Origin of the sequence: Pedobacter sp. ASV28 (genome assembly GCF_016428855.1) — a bacterium.
Lineage (GTDB): Bacteria > Bacteroidota > Bacteroidia > Sphingobacteriales > Sphingobacteriaceae > Pedobacter.
On sequence record NZ_JAELTN010000025.1, the window covers coordinates 27,756 to 48,469 of the forward strand.

At 40.2% G+C, this 20,714-nt stretch carries 11 protein-coding genes, 1 other RNA gene and 1 riboswitch; of the genes, 7 read left to right on the forward strand and 5 right to left on the reverse strand.

Features of this window, described 5'->3' with window-relative positions:
• Positions 1-4: 4 nt before the first annotated feature.
• Positions 5-2,452 (reverse strand): transglycosylase domain-containing protein, encoded by a 2,448-nt coding sequence (locus tag JHD79_RS11105; RefSeq protein ID WP_199119303.1) that lies wholly within the window; start codon positions 2,450-2,452, stop codon positions 5-7.
• 148 nt (positions 2,453-2,600) lie between these two features.
• Here JHD79_RS11105 and JHD79_RS11110 point away from each other — a divergent pair, with 148 nt between their 5' ends.
• From JHD79_RS11110 to dnaE, 4 genes are all read left to right on the forward strand, one after another.
• A complete protein-coding gene (locus JHD79_RS11110; protein WP_199119304.1) occupies positions 2,601-3,482 on the forward strand; it encodes a polyphosphate kinase 2 family protein in 882 nt (293 codons plus the stop codon).
• A gap of 27 nt (positions 3,483-3,509) precedes the next feature.
• Positions 3,510-3,705: riboswitch (cobalamin riboswitch) on the forward strand.
• Positions 3,706-3,792: 87 nt separating this feature from the next.
• Positions 3,793-5,673, forward strand: coding sequence for a TonB-dependent receptor domain-containing protein (locus JHD79_RS11115; protein WP_199119305.1), 1,881 nt, complete (start codon positions 3,793-3,795; stop codon positions 5,671-5,673).
• 151 nt (positions 5,674-5,824) lie between these two features.
• Positions 5,825-6,988, forward strand: coding sequence for a DNA polymerase IV (gene dinB / locus JHD79_RS11120; protein WP_199119306.1), 1,164 nt, complete (start codon positions 5,825-5,827; stop codon positions 6,986-6,988).
• A gap of 9 nt (positions 6,989-6,997) precedes the next feature.
• Positions 6,998-9,994, forward strand: coding sequence for a DNA polymerase III subunit alpha (gene dnaE, locus JHD79_RS11125; RefSeq protein WP_199119307.1), 2,997 nt, complete (start codon positions 6,998-7,000; stop codon positions 9,992-9,994).
• Between the two features lie 7 nt (positions 9,995-10,001).
• On the opposite strand, the gene JHD79_RS11130 is transcribed toward dnaE, so the two are convergent.
• Positions 10,002-12,071 carry an OPT family oligopeptide transporter gene (locus JHD79_RS11130; RefSeq protein ID WP_199119308.1) on the reverse strand — a complete coding sequence of 690 codons (2,070 nt, stop codon included), beginning with the start codon at positions 12,069-12,071 and terminating at the stop codon, positions 10,002-10,004.
• A gap of 109 nt (positions 12,072-12,180) precedes the next feature.
• Here JHD79_RS11130 and JHD79_RS11135 point away from each other — a divergent pair, with 109 nt between their 5' ends.
• Positions 12,181-12,696, forward strand: coding sequence for an HAD-IIIA family hydrolase (locus JHD79_RS11135; protein WP_199119309.1), 516 nt, complete (start codon positions 12,181-12,183; stop codon positions 12,694-12,696).
• A gap of 60 nt (positions 12,697-12,756) precedes the next feature.
• On the opposite strand, the gene fsa is transcribed toward JHD79_RS11135, so the two are convergent.
• Positions 12,757-13,416 (reverse strand): fructose-6-phosphate aldolase, encoded by a 660-nt coding sequence (gene fsa / locus JHD79_RS11140; protein WP_199119310.1) that lies wholly within the window; start codon positions 13,414-13,416, stop codon positions 12,757-12,759.
• Positions 13,417-13,498: 82 nt separating this feature from the next.
• An RNA gene (gene ffs / locus JHD79_RS11145) (signal recognition particle sRNA small type) lies at positions 13,499-13,598 on the reverse strand.
• 335 nt (positions 13,599-13,933) lie between these two features.
• Here ffs and gltB point away from each other — a divergent pair.
• Together gltB and JHD79_RS11155 are read left to right on the forward strand one after the other, a co-directional pair.
• Positions 13,934-18,442, forward strand: coding sequence for a glutamate synthase large subunit (gene gltB / locus JHD79_RS11150; RefSeq protein WP_199119311.1), 4,509 nt, complete (start codon positions 13,934-13,936; stop codon positions 18,440-18,442).
• 1 nt (position 18,443) lies between these two features.
• Positions 18,444-19,913, forward strand: a complete 1,470-nt coding sequence (locus JHD79_RS11155) for a glutamate synthase subunit beta (protein ID WP_199119312.1) — start codon at positions 18,444-18,446, stop codon at positions 19,911-19,913.
• Positions 19,914-20,018: 105 nt separating this feature from the next.
• On the opposite strand, the gene JHD79_RS11160 is transcribed toward JHD79_RS11155, so the two are convergent.
• A complete protein-coding gene (locus tag JHD79_RS11160; protein WP_199119313.1) occupies positions 20,019-20,684 on the reverse strand; it encodes a 2-C-methyl-D-erythritol 4-phosphate cytidylyltransferase in 666 nt (221 codons plus the stop codon).
• Between the last annotated feature and the right edge of the window lie 30 nt (positions 20,685-20,714).

A 20,714-nucleotide genomic window follows, 5' to 3' on the forward strand; every position in this document is an offset into this window, starting at 1 on the left:
AAGGTTAATTATTACCACCTGTCTTTTCCTTTTCTTTTTGTTCTTTACGTTGTTTTCTCTTTAATTCCCTTTCTTCTTTTCTGGTTAGCGGAGCGGTAGCAGCTGGTTCTTGTTTTTGAACTGGTGTTTCCGATACCTTTTTTTCATCGACCTTGGTTGGTTCTGTTTTAATGGGCTCGTGAGGTTCAAAAACGGGAATATCTGTATCAATGGTATCCAATAAAGTGGTATCTGCCTCTACCGTGTCTATGCGAGGTCTTGGTGTTGGGCAATTATAGGTCCTGGTGATTTCTACCTTTGCTTTAGGGAAAGGGCCATAAGTGTAACCGCTATTAGGGTCATTATAGACTTTTTCCATAAACTTGGCAAAAATAGGAAGTGCAGTTCTGGAACCTTCTCCCTGTTCCCCATTCTTAAAATGGGCAGTACGTTCGTCGCAGCCTACCCAAATCCCGGTTACCAGATCTTTGGTGATCCCCATATACCAAGCATCAACATAGTCGGAAGAGGTTCCCGTTTTCCCCCCAATCTGGTTGTTTTTCTTGAATAAGTCCCAAGACCATAAAGCCTGTGAAGTACCACCAGGTTCTTCCATCCCTCCTCTAAACATATAAAGCATTAACCATGCTATTTCTTCACTTAGCGCACGTTTTGTTTTGGCTGTAAATTCTTCGATCAGATTGTCGTTCTGATCTTTTATTTTTTCCACTAAAATAGGTTCGGTCTTATTTCCTTCATTTAAAAAAGTGCCATAGGCTTTGACCATTTCATAAACGGAAACGTCATTGGGACCAAGGCTAACAGAAGGTACAGATTCCAAATGACTGTCTATGCCACATTCATGCGCCCATTTTACTACATTATCCCAGCCAACCTTTTCGGTAACTTGCGCCGTTATCGTATTTACCGATTTGGCCATGGCCCAACGCAACGACATTTCCTGATAGCTTACACTCCAGTCTGCATTTTTAGGTTCCCAATATTTGGTTTGGCCTTTATCCTGATAGGAAATTCTAACAGGTTTATCGGTAAACTTATCACAAGGACTCATACCACTCTCTAGGGCGGCCAAATAAGCAAATGGCTTGAAAGTAGAGCCAGCTTGTCTTTTTGCCTGGTTAACATGGTCGTATTTGAAGAACTTATGGTCAATGCCGCCAACCCAAACTTTTATCTTTCCGCTTTTAGGCTCTAGGGTCATCATGCCTGTATTCAATATTTTTCCGTAATAACGGATAGAATCCATCGTCGAAAATAACGTGTCTCTATCTCCCTTGTAAGAAAAAATCTTCATCTTCTTCTTTTTGTTGAAATAGGCATCTATCGAATCTGGTTGATTTGGAAATTTCTTTTGTAAAAGCGCATAGATAGGGAGGTTTTTTTTCGCCCTCTCCGGATAATCTACCTTTTTACGTTCGCTATCTTCCCATGGATCTTCATTGCCCCATACACTATAGAACCTTCGCTGCAAAATCCTCATCTGATCTTTTACAGCTTCTTCGGCATATTTCTGTAATTTGGAATCTATAGTAGTGTAAATTTTCAAACCATCTTCATATAGGTTGTAATTGTTGTCTTCACACCATTTTTCAAGGTATTTGTCAACTGCTGCTCTCAGGTACGAATCATTTTCACTGCTTTCCTCATCATTTCCTTGTTCTATACCTATGGGTGCATTTTTATAAGTGGTTAGTTCCTCTTTAGATAAATAATTGTATTTATTCATCTGCGATAAGACCACATTTCTACGTTCTAAAGATTTTTCGGGGTTTTTTATAGGGTTATAAGAAGTGGTTGCTTTTAGCATGCCTACCAATAAGGCAGATTGGGGCACGTTTAATTGGCTCGCCTCTTTGTTGAAATAGATACGGGACGCTGTCTTGATGCCATAGGTGTTATTACCAAATGACACCGTGTTCAGGTACATGGTAATAATATCGTCTTTACTGTAGTTTGATTCGAGTTTCATGGCAGTCATCCATTCCTTAAGCTTGGAGACTAGCGTTCTTACCAAAGGGATGTTCTTGGTTAATCCAGAAGATTTATTGTAGCGCGTCCGATAGAGGTTCTTTGCCAATTGTTGGGTAATGGTACTGGCGCCACCTTCTTTCCCTAGGCCTACTACGGCTCGGCCCAAGGCCTGCACGTCTATGCCCATATGTTTATAAAATCTTACATCTTCGGTAGCAATCAATGCATTTACCACACTTTTTGATATTTCATTAAAGTTGACCGGTGTACGGTTTTCCTTGAAATAACGACCAATCAATTTGCCGTCGGCTGTATACAGCTCGGAACCGATCCTCTGTGAGGGCTTTTTAATGTCGGTATAGGAAGGAGAGTAGCCAAATAGCCATAAGAAATTGATTTGTAGAGCGCAGAAGAAGATAATGACGAAGTATATGAAGATGCTAAAATATCGAAGATATTTATTTTTGATTTCTTTAAACATGGTATAAAGATGAAAAAAAACGTAAAATATTATTTGTTAAATTGTGTTAAAACAAACGATACAAATTAACGTATTTAATTTACTTAATTTTAGTTCTATATTTAAAAATATACTAACAGCACTAAATATTAACTTATTATTCTGCGTAATGAAAACAAATACAGATAAATACTTGGTCAGCTCAGGTAAAAAAATAAAGCTTAAAGACTTTGATACAGGTTATAAAGGACATCTGGACAAAGAGACTGGAAAAGATGAACTGGATCGGGTGAAGAAAGATCTTGGCAAATACCAGCAGGTGCTATATGCTTCGAATAGCCATTCCTTATTGATTATATTTCAGGCTATGGATGCGGCCGGAAAAGATGGGACAATAGCCCATGTGATGTCGGGCATAAACCCACAGGGATGTCAGGTATATAGTTTTAAGACCCCCAGTGCAAAAGAATATGAGCATGATTTTTTATGGCGGCATTACAAGGCGCTGCCAGAGCGGGGAAGAATAGGTATCCATAACCGTTCACATTATGAAAATGTGCTAGTTTGTAAGGTACATCCCGAGTATATCATGAACGAAAGTATTCCAGGTTATGATGAGGTTTCTAAAATCGATGAAAAATTTTGGGAGAAACGCTATGAAAGCATTAGGAACTTTGAAAAACACCTGACAGATAATGGGATGACTATTCTTAAGTTTTTTCTAAATGTATCTAAAGATCAACAAAAAAAACGGTTTTTGGAACGTATAGACGATCCTACCAAAAATTGGAAATTCTCATCGGGCGACATTAAAGAAAGAGCTTTGTGGAAAGACTATATGAAAGCTTACGAAAAAGCCATCCAAGAAACATCGACTGCAAATGCCCCTTGGTATGTGATACCTGCCGATGATAAGTGGTATACCCGGTTGGCCGTTAGTCAGGTTATTGCCGAAAAATTGGAGAGCTTAAAACTTAATTATCCGATATTGCCAGAAAAGGAGAGTGCTTTGCTGGCCGACTATAAGCAACAATTACTAGAAGAACAATAATTTTTCCTTTATCGCTGATAAAGACATACCTTTGCCGCACTTTTGGGTTTTCGCCCTAACCCGGTGAAATTAAAAGGGAATACAGTGAAATTCTGTAACTGTCCCGCAGCTGTAAGCTCTATCAAAGGTTTTTTCATCCAAGCCACTGTTCTGATCAATTAGGATGGGAAGGCGGAAAAACCTGGAGTAAGTCAGAAGACCTGCCCAAGAATTATATTCATAGCTTTCGTGGACTGAAGCTAGGGATGGGCCTTACTACTGTATACTCATTTCCTTTTCATTCTATTGCTGTGTGTTTAACCCACAACAAGTGAAAAACAGAACCAAATTAATTGTAGCTGGTCTAGGACTGGTTCAATTAGCCCTTTTGGGTAAGCAAGCTGCCGCACAGGACGCAAAATCATTAGATGAAGTGGTTATTTCTACCACAAAAAACAATCAGAAACAATCACAAACAGGTAAAGTGGTCACCATTATTGACAGCACGCAATTGCAACGTAGTAGCGGTCGTACGGTTGCCGATCTGTTAAACCAGCAAGCGGGTATTCAAGTATTGAGTACGGGTAGTAATTTGGGCAAGGACAAGAGTGTGTTTTTTAGAGGTGCGGCAAGTGCCTACGCCGTCGTATTAATTGATGGAGTGTTAGCAGCCGATCCATCAGCCACTGGCGCTTCATTTGACCTTAGGTTGCTGTCTGTAGACCAAATCGAACGTATAGAGATTTTAAAGGGCGGACAATCTACCTTATATGGCTCCGATGCAGTTGCTGGGGTCATCAATATCATCACCAAGAAAAAGGCCAAAACGGGCAATAATGTTTATGGCGTAGCCAGTGCAGGATCTTATGATACTTATAAGGGTACCTTGGGATTGAGCAGTAAGGTAAATGCTTTTACTTATAACATCAACTATACGCACCTTAAAACTAATGGAATTTCTGAATCTGAAGCTCCGGAAGGCAATACCCAAATCTACGATAGAGATGGTATGAAACAAGATGCGGTAAATGCCAATTTCTCTTTGCAGTTGGATAAACATTTGGTCGTTAATCCTTTTTTAAGGTATGTTCATGCCACCTTTGATTATGATGATGGACCATTTTTAGATGCAGCCAACACTTCGTTTACCAAAAATTTTAATGGAGGGCTAAATGCAGTCTATCAACTGGATAAGGGAAAATTTACCTTAAACTATAGCTATCAAAGCACTTCGAGGGACTATAAAGATGCCTATCCAAGACAATTGGAAGGAAGAATGAACCTCATAGATTTCTTTTATGACCAAAACTTGGGTAATAAAGTCAATTTATTGTTGGGTGTAGACAATAGGGCTACCGCGGTAAGTTATTATGAAGCAACGGGAGTGAGCAGACCATCTACCAACTTGTTCAGTACTTATGGTTCCATCTTTTTACACGACCTTAGTATATTTAATCTTGAAGTTGGAGGTAGGTATAACAAGCATAATAAATATGGAGAGAATTATACCTATACCATTACCCCAAGTTTGGTTTTGACCAAACAGGTGAAATTATTTGGTACAGCTTCATCGGCATTTAGGGCACCTACCCTCGATATGTTATTTGGGCCATGGGGTGCTAATATCAATCTAAAACCTGAAAAGTCAAACGGTTATGAGGCTGGTTTAGACCTTAATTTTCTAACTGAAAAGATAAAGTTGAGGGCCGTGGCGTTTAAAAGGGATATAACTGATGCCATATTCTATGGCGCTAATGGTTATATCAACCAAGATGAGCAAAAGGATAAAGGATTTGAGGTAGAACCTCGTTTACTTCTTGGAAAACTAGACTTAGGTGGATACTACACCTATGTAGAGGGAAAACAAACTTCTGGAACGGTCGTTTCTAGTATCTTGTTACGTAGGCCTAAACATATCTATGGTATAAATGCGGGCTTCAAGGCTACAGAAAACCTATATGTTAGTGCCAACTATAAGTTTACAGGTAAGCGCACAGATACAGAATATGGCGTATGGCCTGCTCCCAATGTGGATAGGGTTTTAGCCAGTTATAAATTGCTCGATTTTTATGCGGAATATGCCTTGGCCAAAAAACACCTTAAGGTTTTTGCAGATTTAAAAAATATAACCAATGAAAAATATACAGAAATTATTGGTTATCGCACTATGGGGTTCAATATGAATGCAGGAGTAAGTTTTAATATAAGATAAACCTGAAAAGTAGTGAAATTACCTGAGGTCCCCGATCTGTAAAATAACCTCATGGTTTTCATAGGTGCTATTGCTTCTTTGAAAACATCTTTTATGCTAAATATTTTAGTTAAAATTAATTTGCTAAAATATTTAGCATTATATTTGCTTTATGATTAGCCATATAGCAGATAAACAGATCATCCATATGGATCAAGACGCTTTTTTTGTATCGGTAGAGATCAAAAAAAATAGTAGCCTATTAGGTAAGCCCGTTATTATTGGGGGAATATCTGATCGGGGCGTAGTGGCCTCTTGTAGCTATGAAGCTAGAAAATATGGAGTGCATTCGGCTATGCCTAGCCGTTTGGCACGTCAACTTTGTCCACATGCTGTTTTTATAAAAGGAAGCATGGATGAATATACAGAACATTCACACCAGGTTACCGAACTTCTACAGCAAAAAGTACCGTTGCTGGAAAAAGCCAGCATCGATGAGCATTATATTGACATGACGGGCATGGATCGTTTTTTCGGTTGTATGAAGTTTGCCCACGAACTTCGTCAATCAGTCATCCACGAAATAGGCTTACCCATCTCATTTGGCTTGTCTGTTAACAAAACGGTGTCTAAAATGGTCACCAATGAATGTAAACCCAATGGCGAGAGACAAGTGGCCAAATATGAAGTCCAGCCGTTTTTAAACCCCTTATCCATTAAAAAAATTCCTGGCCTAGGTGATTCTACCTTTATCAAACTCAGTAAAATGGGAGTTAGGAAAATACATACATTAACCCAAATTCCTCAGGAACTTATCTATAAAGTATTGGGTAAGAATGGTCTGGGTATTTGGGAAAAGGCCAATGGTGTAGATCATTCCTTGGTAGTACCCTATCGGGAGCAAAAATCTATAGGTAAACAAACCACGTTTGAAATGGATAGCATGGATGTGTCTGCCATCAAACTTATCCTTACAGACATGATTACCAAGCTAGCTTTTGAATTAAGACATAAGCAAAAATTAACAGCTTGCATTACGGTAACCATCCGTTATGCGAATTTCGAAACGGTGAGTCTACAGGCTAAAATTCCTTATACTTCGCTGGATATGCCCTTGATTGCAAAATCTAAGGAGCTTTTCGATAAGGTATATGAGAAAAGAATGTTGTTAAGGTTGGTAGGCGTAAAGCTTTCTCACCTGGTGAGTGGCCATGAACAGATAAACCTTTATGGAGCATCAGAAAAAATATATAAACTATATCAACGTATGGACCAGGTACGTGATAAATATGGTATTAATGCGGTGCAATTGGGAAGTTTGGTTGTTAAAAAGTAAGAACAGAAGATGTTTATCAATGTACATTCGGAATATAGCCTACGCTATGGTACAATGAAAATAAGGTCCATTATCGAAGAGGCCAGAAGAAACAGCATCCACCAATTGGTGTTAACAGATATTAATAATTCTTCGGGCTGTATGGAGTTTATTCGCCTTTGCCGTAAAGAAGGGATAGATGAGGTAGATGAAAATGGTGCAATTACAAAAGTGGCCTATCCCATTAAACCGATCATTGGTATCGAATTTAGGCGAGCGGAAAAACTTCTTTACATAGGCATTGCTAAAAATAGGGAGGGAATGAAGGAATTGAATGACTTTCTGAGTTATCATCATCTTAAAGGACTCCCCTTGCCAGATGAGCCTTTTGCCTTTTCAAATGTTTTCATTGTTTTTCCTTTTCAGTTTGGAAGGCAATTGAAAGCTTACGAATATCTGGGCATTCGTTCAAACCAGTTAAATGGTATTGCAGGAAAATCTTTGGAAGGCATAAAAGAAAAATTGATTGCCTTACATCCGGTAACCTTTAAAGATGAAATAGAGTACAGACTTCATCAATACCTAAGGGGAGTTGGATTAGGTACGGTGCTGAGTAAATTGACTAACAATGACATATGTCTGGATAATGAACAGTTTATAACGGAAAATGAGTTAAGAAGAAGTTATGAACCCTATGACTTTATCATGGACAATACACAATCATTGCTGGATAGCTGTACAACAGAAGCTTATACTTTTGGACATAAGAATAAGAAAACATTTACAGACAGTATAGAGGGAGATTTGGCATTGCTTACCAAATTGGCCATGGAGGGCTTGGCTTATCGTTATGGTTTAGGTCATACAGAAGCATTAAAAAGAATCAAGGAAGAACTGAGGGTGATTGAGGAAATGAATTTTTGTGCTTACTTTCTCATCACCTGGGATATCATTAGGTATGCGATGGAGGAAAAAGGGTTTTACCATGTAGGCAGGGGATCTGGAGCAAACAGTGTAGTAGCTTATTGCTTGAAAATTACTGATGTTGACCCTATTCAGTTAAATCTTTACTTTGAACGATTTCTGAATCATAAACGCAGTTCACCTCCTGATTTTGATATTGACTTTAGCTGGGACGAAAGACCGGAAATCCAAAAATATATCTTTAACAAATATCCTTATACGGCATTGCTTGGTACCATGAGCAGCTTCAAGGACAAGGCCATCATTAGGGAGATAGGTAAGGTAATGGGACTGCCAAAATCTGAAATAGACGACTTTACAGATCCAACTAAGTCACAAGTCAATGCCCTTAACCCGAATTTTAAAAAAATCATGGCCATTTGTAATTATATGGAAGAAAGGGATATGCCTAACCAGCGATCTATCCATGCAGGAGGCATATTGATCAGCGAGGAGCCCTTGACCTATTACACCGCACTCGATTTGCCGCCTAAGGGCATGCCAACCGTACAATGGGATATGTATGAGGCAGAAGCTATAGGACTGGACAAATACGATATTCTGAGCCAAAGGGGGATAGGGCATATTAGAGAGGCGGTACAATTGGTGTTGAAGAATAAAGGTCGGCAGGTTGATATTCATGATTTTAAAAGGTTTAAGGATGATCCAGATCTGAATGCCCAACTTAAAGCAGGTACGCCAATAGGTTGTTTTTATATCGAATCGCCCGCTATGAGACAATTGCTAAAGAAACTACAATGTGATAATTACCAAACTTTGGTGGCTGCTAGCTCTATTATCAGGCCTGGGGTAGCCAGCTCGGGAATGATGAAGATGTACATTGAAAGCTATCATCATCCTGAAAAAGTGAAATATCTATCCGAAGTGATGAAAGAACAGTTGCCCGATACTTTTGGCATTATGGTTTATCAAGAAGATGTGATTAAGGTCTGTTGTCATTATGCAGGTTTAGATTTGGCCGATGCAGATATACTTAGACGAGGCATGAGTGGAAAATATAGGACGAAGGATAGTGATTTTGAAAGATTGTCAAAACGTTTTTTTACCAGTGCAAAGGCATTGAAAAGAAATGAAGACACTACCAAAGAAGTATGGCGACAAGTATCTAGTTTCGGGGGATTTAGCTTTTCTAAGGCCCATTCCGCAAGTTTTGCCGTAGAAAGTTACCAAAGTCTCTATCTGAAGACTAATTACCCCATGGAATTTATGGTGGCCGTATTGAATAATTACGGAGGTTTTTATCAGCGATGGGTTTATGTAAATGCCTTACAGCAAACTGGGGCACAAGTTCACCTGCCTTGTGTAAATCATAGCGACGAAGTGGTGAATATAAAAGGAAATGAAGTGTATCTAGGGCTGATTGGTATACAAGGATTGGAAAACAGGCTGATCGAACTTGTTCCAAAAGAAAGGAAGGTAAATGGAGCCTATTTGAATTTGGAAGATATCATTAAACGCAATGGTCTCACCTTAGAGCAGGCCATTATTCTTATCCGTGTCGGCGCTTTAAGGTTTACCCAAAAAAGCAAAAAGGAACTCCTTTGGGAAGCGCACCATTATTTAGGGCATACAAGCAGGCCAAAACCAGCTAAAGAGCTGTTTCAAACCCCTTCGAAAACATACCGTTTGCCAAGTTTAGACAATAGCTTGATCGAAGATGCCTATCAGGAATTGGAATTGCTGGGCTATCCTTTAACCATAACGATGTTCGATCTATTAAAAACCAAGTATAGGGGCGATGTTAAGGCTGAAGACCTGGTTAAATATAATGGTAAAATGGTAAAAATGTTAGGGAATTATGTTTGTGAAAAAAGTGTGCGTACCAGCAAAAATGCCAAAATGTGGTTTGGTACTTTTATGGATAGCAATGGAGATTTTTTCGATACGATCCATTTTCCTAATAGTGCCCCTGTTTATCCTTTTAGGGGTAGGGGATGCTACCTCGTTTATGGCAGGGTACTTACAGATTATGGCGTGCCAAGTATCGAAGTGATCAAGTTTGCCAAGTTGCCTATAGTTGATAACCCGGTACTTGTTCATTAACTATTCATCACTCAAATTTTTCAATCGCTCTTAACGTTTTTTTCTTTCCTATGTTATAGAGAACAAAGCCCATTAATAGAAAGAATAATACACCTAAGATCTGATAGCCTCCTTTTCCAAACCAGGTGGTGAAAATTGGCTCAATATTAATCTGGCCCAGGTGATCTCTAACAGATGGGATGACCATTAAAATGGCAACAATTACACCTGCTATCGCCCCACCTGCCACCAATCCCGTAGCAAATAAATTTCCAGGAGCAATTTCTTCCTCTTCGGAGACTTTGTTTTTTCTTTTCTCACGCCAATTGACCAAACCTTTTATGGCTCCTCCGATAAATATGGGAAGGGTTGTAGATAGGGGCAGATAGGCGCCTACGGCAAAAGATAGCGCATTGATGCCACATAGTTCGATCGTTATTGCTATAAATACACCCACCAATACATATTGCCAATCCAAATTAAAGGAAAGCATTCCCTTGATCAAAGTGGCCATTAAGGTGGCTTGGGGTGCGGCATAAGTTTCTGTGCCAATGGCATGTTTTATGCCCTGTTTTAGCATTTCATCTGTAGGGGTGTCCAATATTCTTACGGTAATGCCTATAACGATGGAGGAAACAATGGCGCCAATGAATAGGGCGATTTGCTGGTATTTTGGGGTGGCACCTATAATATATCCCGTTTTAAGGTCTTGTGATGTTGCCCCTGCATTTGCTGCTGCAATGCAGATCATGCCGCCAACCACCAAAGCCATAGGTTCGTAGATTTTTCCAGTCCAACCAACGGCAATGAATACCAGGCAGGTGCCCATAATGGTGGCAATGGTCATTCCAGATATAGGGTTGTTGCTAGAGCCGATCAATCCTACTATTCTACTAGATACGGTTACAAAAAAGGCGCCAAATACAATGACCAAAATACCTATGATGAATTTGTTGACCAGGCTATCGCCAGGTATTTGGGGTAAAATAGCCATCAATAAGATAAGAGCCAGGCTGCCTATACCTACTATTTTAATGGATAGGTCTTGATCGGTTCTTTTGGTATTGCCCTTTATTTCATTTTCTTTGATGGCGCCTAAGCTTTCCTTGAAAGAAGAAATAATTGTAGGAATGGTTTTTAATAAGGTAATGAATCCTCCTGCTGCAACCGCACCGGCTCCAATTTGTTTAACAAAAGCTTGGTAGATGGCCTTTGGGTAATCGGCGAAAGTTTGGGTTAGGGGATCCCAGTTTCCAGCACCACCACCCTTATGAATGTCGGATAATAGGCCCAGTTTTACCAATTGCTTGGCCGCAACAAGTGGATCTATTAAGGTAGATAATAAGGGAATTAAGGCTAACCAGGCCAATACACCACCCGCCACCAATACCCCCGCAATTTTTGGACCTATAATATAACCTACCCCCATGTATTCTGGGGTGATTTCGCCACTTACTTGAGCTGAAGGCAAAAACTTATTGGTTTGTTTGCTGACCCAAGTGGGTGCTTCGGCAATCACATGGAATACTTTCTGTAACAAGGCATAGGCCAACGAAAAACCTAAACCCCAAAAAGCCGTCTTGGCGAAATCCCCACCTTTTTCTCCCGCTTGTAGTACAGAAGCGCAGGCTGTACCCTCGGGATAGGGTAGGTTTTCGTGTTCCTTTACAATTAACGATCTGCGTAAAGGGATCATCATTAACGTGCCCAGAATTCCTCCTAAAATCGCCAGTATGAGGATGGTCATATAGTTGAAAAAAGCTTCTCCGGAACTTTGTCCATTAAGGCCCGTACTTAAAAACAAGAAGCCAGGAAGAGTAAACACCACTCCGGCGGCAATAGACTCGCCCGCAGATCCCGTAGTTTGGATAATGTTGTTCTCAAGAATGGTGGTCTTGAAGAATTTTTTGCCTAACGTAATGGCCAAAACGGCAATGGGTATAGAGGCAGATACGGTTAATCCAGCTTTCAAGGCGAGATAGACTGTGGCCGCTCCAAAAATGATCCCGGCAATACAACCTAATAGGATAGATTTGATGGTGAATTCTGCGATCTTCTGGTCTGCAGGTACAAATGGTTTAAAAGTACTCTTGCTCATTTTGATGTAGGTTAAAGAAATAAAAATACTGATTATCTGAATGAATGCGATAAAAACAGGATCAAAACAACTCAAACTTCATATTTTAGCGCAATAAATAAAGTAATTGATGAAAAACAAAGCGATTTTTTTGGATAGGGATGGAGTGCTTAACCGCGAGAAGTATGATTATATATGTAAAGTAGAAGATTTTGAGGTTTTGACGTATCAAATTCCGCCATTAAAACAATTTTATGAGGAAGGTTATCTGTTGATTGTAATTACCAATCAAGGTGGTATTGCCTTAAAAAGATATACAGAGGAAGAGCTGGCCATTATGCACCAGATTCTAAGAAATGAATTTGCCAAGCATAAGGTGGAAATTGCCGCTTTTTATTACTGTTCCCATCATCCAACAGTTAATGGGGAATGTAAATGCAGGAAACCCAAGTCGGGAATGTTGTTAGATGCTATAGAAATGTTCGATATAGACCCATCATTGTCTGTAATGATTGGCGATAAGCCCCGTGATGTGGAGGCTGCAAATGGAGCAGGCGTAAAAGGGATATTAATCGAACCAGACCAGCAAATTGACTACACTAAAGTAAAGGATGTGCTAATGATGGATGGAATGAGTTTTCGTTAAAAGTAAAAAGCTCCGAATTTCGAAGCTTTTTACTTTATAAGTATATGTATTGAAGAACAATTACTTTTTGTTGGCCTTAGCGTGGTCTGCTAAGAAAGTGGCTAGGCCACTATCGGTTAACGGGTGCTTTAACAAGGCGGTAATTGCAGAAAGTGGAGCAGTAATGACATCTGCACCAATTTTCGCACAAGCTACAATATGCAATGGTCCACGAATTGAAGCAGCCAAGATTTGCGTAGGATAACCGTAATTATCAAAAATTAACCTGATATCTTCTATAAGCTGTAGGCCATCTGTAGAAATATCGTCTAACCGACCCAAGAATGGAGATACATAAGTAGCCCCAGCTTTGGCAGCTAACAAGGCTTGAGCGGGAGAGAAGACCAGGGTACAGTTTGTTCTTATGCCTTTTCCGCTAAAGTATTTAATAGCCTTTATCCCTTCTTTGATCATGGGAACCTTCACTACAATTTTTGGATTCAAAGCAGCAAGCGCTTCGCCTTCTTTAACTATGCCCTCATAGTCGGTCGAAATCACTTCGGCACTTACATTATCATCTACGATATCACAAATGGTTTTGTAGTGGTTGATGACATTTTCATCACCTGTGATGCCTTCTTTGGCCATTAAACTAGGATTGGTGGTTACACCATCTAAAATGCCTAAATCTTGCGCCTCTTTGATCTGATCTAGATTGGCGGTGTCAATAAAAAATTTCATAATTCAGAAGTTCTGGAAAAGGAAAATATGTTTTGAGATACCCTGATTTATATTTTGGTTCGCCCCTTCAGGGGTAGGGGAAAAAGGGCAAGCAACTTTTATCGCATCGCTACAACCTCCTACCCTTGCTTTGTTCCCAACCTGGGGGAGTTCAAAGGGAGCTGATCGTAAAAGACTTGCCCGGCACAAAGGTAGCAAAAGCACTCGTTTTACAAAATATAAAATGACTAATTTTTAATGTTTTTTTAAAATATTGATTTATAGCTGATTGTCTATTGTGCTATTTTGGCCAAGTTATTATAGAATGTTCTTTTAAATGGTATACATGCATTATTTTTAGATTATGCGTTTTGATAAAATTATAATTGATAACGATTGTTATTGTTATATTGTCAATTATTTTATTATTTTTAAGACATAATATTATTTATTCATAATTTTTTTATCAAATATATAATTAGTGGATTTTTTTTCTTAACTTAGTGTTCATTACACACTAACTACAACCAACTAATAAATGGAAAATTTAAATGAACAGCAGGGGTTATACCGTGACAGTTTTGAACATGATGCGTGCGGTATAGGTTTTGTTGCCCATGTGAAAGGGAGAAAATCACACCAGATTATTTCGGATGCATTAACGATATTGGAGAACCTAGATCATCGTGGTGCGTGCGGAGCTGAACCAAATACTGGTGATGGTGCGGGGATTATGATACAGGTGCCGCATGAATTTTTGTTTGACGAATGCTTGCGTACAGGTTTTAGCTTACCAGAATACGGCGATTATGGAGTGGGCATGCTCTTTTTGCCAAAGGAGATCAGGGCAAGGGAAGAATGCCGTGAAATTATCTATCGCACTGCCGAAAAATTGGGTTTTGAGGTGCTGGGCTTTAGAAAAGTTCAGGTAGATACCACGGATATTGGTCAAATGGCTTTGTCTGTTGAACCAGAGATAGAGCAGGTTTTTGTGAAACGACCTTACCATGTGCCTGCAGGTGCCGATTTTGAGCGTAAGTTGTTTGTGCTTAAAACCTATATTACCAAAACTATTTATAGTGCCGTAAAAGATAGTAAGCAAGATTTTTATGTAGCTTCTTTTTCGTCGCGTACCTTAATATATAAAGGTCAGTTAACCTCTTTGCAGGTTCGTACCTATTTTAGTGAGCTGAGCGATAAGCGTATGGTCTCGGCCTTTGGTTTGGTGCACTCACGTTTCGCTACCAATACCTTTCCTTCGTGGCGTTTGGCTCAGCCTTTCAGGCATATTGCCCATAATGGTGAAATCAATACTTTGCAGGGCAATTTAAATTGGTTCAGATCTAGTGTGAAATCTTTTGCCTCACCTTATTTTACACCTGAAGAGTTGAATATGATCCTTCCGGTAATTGATGAGACCCAATCCGATTCGGGCTGTTTAGATAATGTGGTAGAGCTGTTGTTGCATGCAGGTCGTTCATTGCCGCATGTGTTAATGATGCTTATCCCGGAAGCTTGGGACGGTAATGAGGATATGGATCCGAATAAAAAGGCTTTCTATCAGTTTCATGCTTCCTTGATGGAGCCTTGGGATGGTCCGGCAGCTATCGCATTTACCGATGGTAGTCTGATTGGTGCTACTTTAGATAGGAATGGCCTACGCCCGTCTCGATATGTATTGACCAGTGATGATCGTGTAATTATGGCTTCAGAATCTGGGGCGCTTACTATTGATCAGAGTACGGTGGTTAAGAAAGGTCGTCTAACACCTGGTAAAATGTTTGTAGTAGACATGGAGCAAGGACGTATAATTAGCGACCAGGAGATAAAACAACAGGTATGTGGTCGTCGTCCCTATGCAGATTGGATTAATCAATACCAGATTAAACTGGAAGAACTACCAGAACCTAGGGTAATGTTTACCAATCTTTCTGAGGAATCTATTTTTAAATATCAGCAGGTTTTTGGTTATACCAGTGAAGATATAGATTTGTTGCTTAAGCCAATGGCTATTGAAGGTAAGGAAGCTATAGGCTCTATGGGAACAGATACCCCACTGGCCGTGCTATCTAAACAACCTCAACATCTTTCGTCTTATTTTAAACAGCTATTCGCTCAGGTAACCAATCCGCCAATTGACCCCATCAGGGAAAAAGTGGTGATGAGTTTGGCCGGATTTATGGGCAATAATGGCAACCTGCTGGAGGAAAACCAGATACAATGCCACTGTGTGGGAATTAAGCATCCTATATTGACTAACCTTGAACTGGAGAAACTAAGAAGTATAGATACTGGACTGTTTCAGTCTAAAACACTTCAAATGTATTTCAGGGCAGATGGAAAGCCGGGCTCTCTGTCGAAAGCTTTAGATCGTTTATGTCGTTACGCAGTTGATGCGGTTGAAGATGGCTTCCAAGTAATCGTATTAAGTGATAGGGCAATAGATTCTACCCATGCAGCCATTCCTTCTCTGTTGGCAGTTTCCGCTGTTCACCATCATTTGATCAGAAAAGGATATAGGGGAGCCGTTGGTATAGTGGTGGAGGCTGGTGATGTTTGGGAAGTTCATCACTTTGCTACCCTGATCGGATTTGGAGCTACCGCTATTAATCCTTATTTGGCGCTGGAAACCATCAGGAGGTTTGATAAAGAAAGTGGGCTAACACCTGAAAAATTAATATCCAATTATACTTATGCCGTAAATACGGGATTGTTGAAGATCTTCTCCAAAATGGGAATTTCAACCTTGCAATCTTATCATGGCGCACAGATTTTTGAAATCTTAGGCTTGAACCAACAAGTGGTAAATACGCATTTTACGGGAGCGGTGTCTCGTATAGGTGGCCTGGGATTAGATGAGATTGCGTATGAAACATTGATTAAGCATAATCGCAGTTTTGGCCCTCAAACGCAGGCAGATCAAACTCTGAATGCAGGAGGTACCTATAAATGGAGAAGACGCGGAGAAAAACATTTATTCAATCCGGAAACCATTCATTTGTTACAAAATGCCACTCGTAGAAATGATTATCATACCTTTAAAAAGTATTCGAAACTGGTAAATGATCAAACTACACAGGCCTATACCATAAGGGGCTTGTTCGAATTTAATTATACCCGTCCCTCTATTAGCATAGATGAGGTAGAACCTATAGAAAATATCTTTAAACGATTTGCTACAGGCGCAATGTCCTTTGGTTCGATTTCGCACGAGGCACATTCTACCTTAGCTATTGCCATGAACCGTATAGGTGGAAAGAGCAATACAGGAGAAGGTGGAGAAGATGAAATCCGTTATCAAACTTTAGAAAATGGAGATTCTATGCGCTCTGCCATCAAGCAGATCGCTTCCGCTCGTTTTGGGGTAACCAGCTATTATTTAACTAATGCCGACGAGCTACAGATTAAAATGGCACAAGGGGCAAAACCAGGTGAAGGTGGGCAGTTGCCAGGTCATAAGGTTGACGATTGGATTGCAAAAGTACGCCATGCTACGCCTGGTGTGGGTTTGATCTCTCCACCGCCACACCATGATATATATTCTATCGAGGATTTGGCGCAGTTGATCTATGACTTGAAAAATGCCAATCGTGCAGCTAGAATTAATGTGAAATTGGTGTCCAAAGCAGGTGTGGGTACGATAGCTGCTGGAGTAGCCAAAGCCCATGCCGATGTCATCCTGGTGTCGGGTTATGATGGTGGAACAGGTGCATCTCCGTTAACTTCTATTCAGCATGCGGGCTTGCCTTGGGAACTTGGTTTGGCCGAGGCACATCAAACCTTGGTGAAGAACAGGCTGAGGAGCAGAGTAGTGGTGCAAACTGATGGGCAACTTAAAACAGGTAGGGATATTGTTATTGCAGCTTTATTGGGTGCAGAAGAATGGGGAGTGGCTACAGCTGCCTTGGTAACTACAGGTTGTATCATGATGCGTAAATGTCATTTAAATACCTGTCCGGTGGGTGTGGCAACGCAAGATCCTAATTTAAGGAAACTCTTTACAGGGCAAGCAGACCATGTGGTAAATCTATTCTACTTCTTGGCGCAAGAAGTTCGTGAGCTTATGGCTGAACTTGGTTTCAGGACAGTGAATGAAATGATTGGCCAGTCCGATCTGTTAAAAATGAGACAGATCGATGATGCAGATTGGAAGCTTAAATATGTGGATCTTTCCCCAATCTTGTATAAGGAACCCTCACATGGAGGATCTTTATATCAAACGGAAGCACAAGATCATGGTTTGGATAAAGTGTTAGACCATAAACTGATTAAAGAGGCACAACCTGCCATTTTAAACAATGAACCTGTGTTTGCCAACTTCGATGTCAAGAATACAGATAGATCCATAGGAACAATGCTTTCCAATGAAATATCCAAGGTGCATAAAAGTTCAGGTCTGGCGCCAGATACCATCAACTTTAAATGTTTTGGTTCGGCCGGACAAAGTTTTGGTGCATTTGCTACCAAAGGCTTAACCTTATCTCTGGAAGGTGAAGGTAATGATTATGTGGGTAAAGGATTATCGGGTGCTAAATTGGTCGTCTATCCTTTTAGCAATATCAAATATGTTCCTGAACAGAATATCATTATTGGGAATGTGGCTCTATATGGAGCTACTTCGGGAGAGTTATATGTACGAGGCAAGGCTGGTGAGCGTTTTGCAGTTCGAAATTCGGGAGCTACGGCAGTTGTTGAAGGTGTAGGAGATCATGGTTGTGAGTATATGACAGGCGGAGAAGTACTCATTTTAGGGGATACCGGAAGTAACTTTGCTGCGGGAATGAGCGGTGGTATTGCCTGGGTTTATGATACCAGCAAAACATTTGCAAAAAAATGTAACCCGGAAATGGTCGATCTAGATCCGTTGTTGCCAGAAGATGAAGAAAGAATAATTACATTACTTAAAAATCATATCAGATTGACCAACAGTAAGGTGGCTGAGTTTATTTTAAGCGATTGGGAAAATCAATCCGTACACTTTGTTAAAGTTTTCCCTAAAGAGTACAAAGCAGTTTTATTACAACGTCAACAAGTTAAAATCAATTAAGATGGGAAAAGTGACAGGATTTTTTGAATACGAAAGGGTTTCGCCTTCAAAACAAGTGCCAGAAGAACGTTTGAAGCATTATGACGAGTTTGTTTCACTTCTGCCATCTGATCAGTTAAATAAACAGTCTGGACGCTGTATGGACTGCGGTGTGCCGTTTTGCCAATCGGGTTGTCCGTTGGGAAATGTGATCCCAGAGTTTAATGATGCTGTTTATCAAGGTAAATGGTTGCAGGCAGCCGAAATCTTATTAAGTACTAATAACTTTCCGGAATTTACGGGAAGGATTTGTCCGGCACCATGCGAAAGTGCTTGTGTACTGGGCATCAATAGGTCGCCAGTTTCCATTGAAGAGATCGAAAAGCACATTATAGAAATAGCCTTTGAAAAAGGTTATATTAAAGCGAATGAACCGTTAATTAGAACGGGTAAAAAGATTGCGGTGATAGGTTCTGGCCCTGCCGGATTGGCTGCGGCCGCACAACTCAACAAAGCGGGGCATGAGGTGGTTGTTTTTGAACGCGATGATGTGCCTGGTGGTTTGCTGCGTTATGGCATCCCTGATTTCAAATTGCAGAAAAATGTAGTGGAAAGAAGGATCAAGTTGATGGAAGATGAGGGCATTACTTTTCAATGTAATGCCAATGTGGGTGAAAATGTAGAGATCAGTACACTTTTAAGAGAATATCAGGCCATTGTACTGGCTGGAGGATCTACTGTTCCACGAAACCTGAATATGCCGGGAAGGGAAGCTAAAGGTGTTCATTTTGCCATGGATTTCCTGAAGCAGCAAAATAAGCGTGTAAGTAACCGTAAATTTAACGAAGAAGAAATTGTAGCGACAGGTAAGCATGTGATCGTGATCGGTGGAGGTGATACAGGTTCTGATTGTATTGGTACATCTAACCGCCATGGCGCTAAATCTGTAACGCAGTTTGAAATTATGCCTATGCCTCCAGAACTGCGTACGGCAAATATGCCTTGGCCAACTTATCCTATGCTCTTGAAAGTGACAACTTCACATGAAGAAGGTGCCCAACGTGCATGGTCTGTTAATACCAAAGAGTTTATTGCCGATGAAAATGGTAATTTAAAAGCTTTGAAGGTAGTAGATGTAGAATGGGATATAGATTCCAATACCGGCAGGCCTGTAGGTTTCAAGGAAATTCCTGGTACGGAAAAAGATTATCCTTGCGAACTTGTGCTTTTGGCCATGGGCTTTGTGCATCCGCAAAAGGAGGGTTTATTGGAAAAACTAGGTGTTGAACTTGATGAACGTGGAAATGTAAAGGCATTGGAAGGTAGCTACCAAACTAATATTGCTAAAATATTTGCAGCGGGAGACATGCGCAGGGGTCAATCGTTGGTGGTATGGGCTATCTCCGAAGGAAGGGAAGCCGCACGTAAGGTAGATGAATATTTGATGGGATACAGTAAGCTTCCATCGAAAGACGCTATTGCTTATGCTTAGGGACTAATGTTATTATAAAAGGAGAAGCCTGGGTAATATTGCCCAGGCTTCTCCATTTTAGGGTTTATCTAAGTTAAATGCTGTTTTTGTACAAAAGCCTGCTGCTTATCGTTTTAGCAAATAGCTGGCCAACTCCAGGTCTTCTGGATAGGTAACCTTTAAATTGTATCTGTTGCCTTCGATGAGATTGATGGAAAAACCGGCTGCTTCTACTACGCTGGCATCATCTGTGAATTTTTTGCTGTAGTTTTGCCTATAGGCCTCCCTTAATTGTTCTGCAGAGAAGGTTTGAGGGGTTTGAATGAGGACCAATTTGTCTCTATTAATGATCTTACTGGTATGGTCATTGAATTTTCTTACCGTGTCGCTAGGTTTGATGCAAGGTACGGCATTGCCTTTTTCGGAAGCCTCTTTAAAACATTTATTGATCAGGTGAGTGGCGATCAAGGGCCTTACGGCGTCATGAATGGCAATAATTCCATCTTCTTTAATAGCCAATAGGCCATTTCTAACAGAATGGAAACGCTCTCTACCACCTTCAACTACGAAATGCGGGATTGTAAAGCTATACTTGACGCAGAGTTCATTCCAGTAGGAGATGGACTCTTTGTTCAGTACCAAAATAATTTCCGGTTGAATTTCCGATTGATGGAATGCCTTTAAGGTGTGCATCATTAAAGGTACTCCATTAAGCAATAAAAACTGTTTAGAGACACTGGCCTGCATTCTTTTGCCCGAGCCACCCGCAACAATTATTGCATAGAATTTCATATTTTTTAATTTAGTATCAAGATTTAAGCA

Bases quoted from the DNA above. Each gene is read 5' to 3' on its own strand.
- JHD79_RS11135 (WP_199119309.1), top strand. From the start codon at position 12,181: ATGAAAAACAAAGCGATTTTTTTGGATAGGGATGGAGTGCTTAACCGC.
- fsa (WP_199119310.1), bottom strand. From the start codon at position 13,416: ATGAAATTTTTTATTGACACCGCCAATCTAGATCAGATCAAAGAGGCG.
- JHD79_RS11110 (WP_199119304.1), top strand. From the start codon at position 2,601: ATGAAAACAAATACAGATAAATACTTGGTCAGCTCAGGTAAAAAAATA.
- gltB (WP_199119311.1), top strand. From the start codon at position 13,934: ATGGAAAATTTAAATGAACAGCAGGGGTTATACCGTGACAGTTTTGAA.
- JHD79_RS11160 (WP_199119313.1), bottom strand. From the start codon at position 20,684: ATGAAATTCTATGCAATAATTGTTGCGGGTGGCTCGGGCAAAAGAATG.
- JHD79_RS11105 (WP_199119303.1), bottom strand. From the start codon at position 2,452: ATGTTTAAAGAAATCAAAAATAAATATCTTCGATATTTTAGCATCTTC.
- JHD79_RS11155 (WP_199119312.1), top strand. From the start codon at position 18,444: ATGGGAAAAGTGACAGGATTTTTTGAATACGAAAGGGTTTCGCCTTCA.
- JHD79_RS11130 (WP_199119308.1), bottom strand. From the start codon at position 12,071: ATGAGCAAGAGTACTTTTAAACCATTTGTACCTGCAGACCAGAAGATC.
- dinB (WP_199119306.1), top strand. From the start codon at position 5,825: ATGATTAGCCATATAGCAGATAAACAGATCATCCATATGGATCAAGAC.
- dnaE (WP_199119307.1), top strand. From the start codon at position 6,998: ATGTTTATCAATGTACATTCGGAATATAGCCTACGCTATGGTACAATG.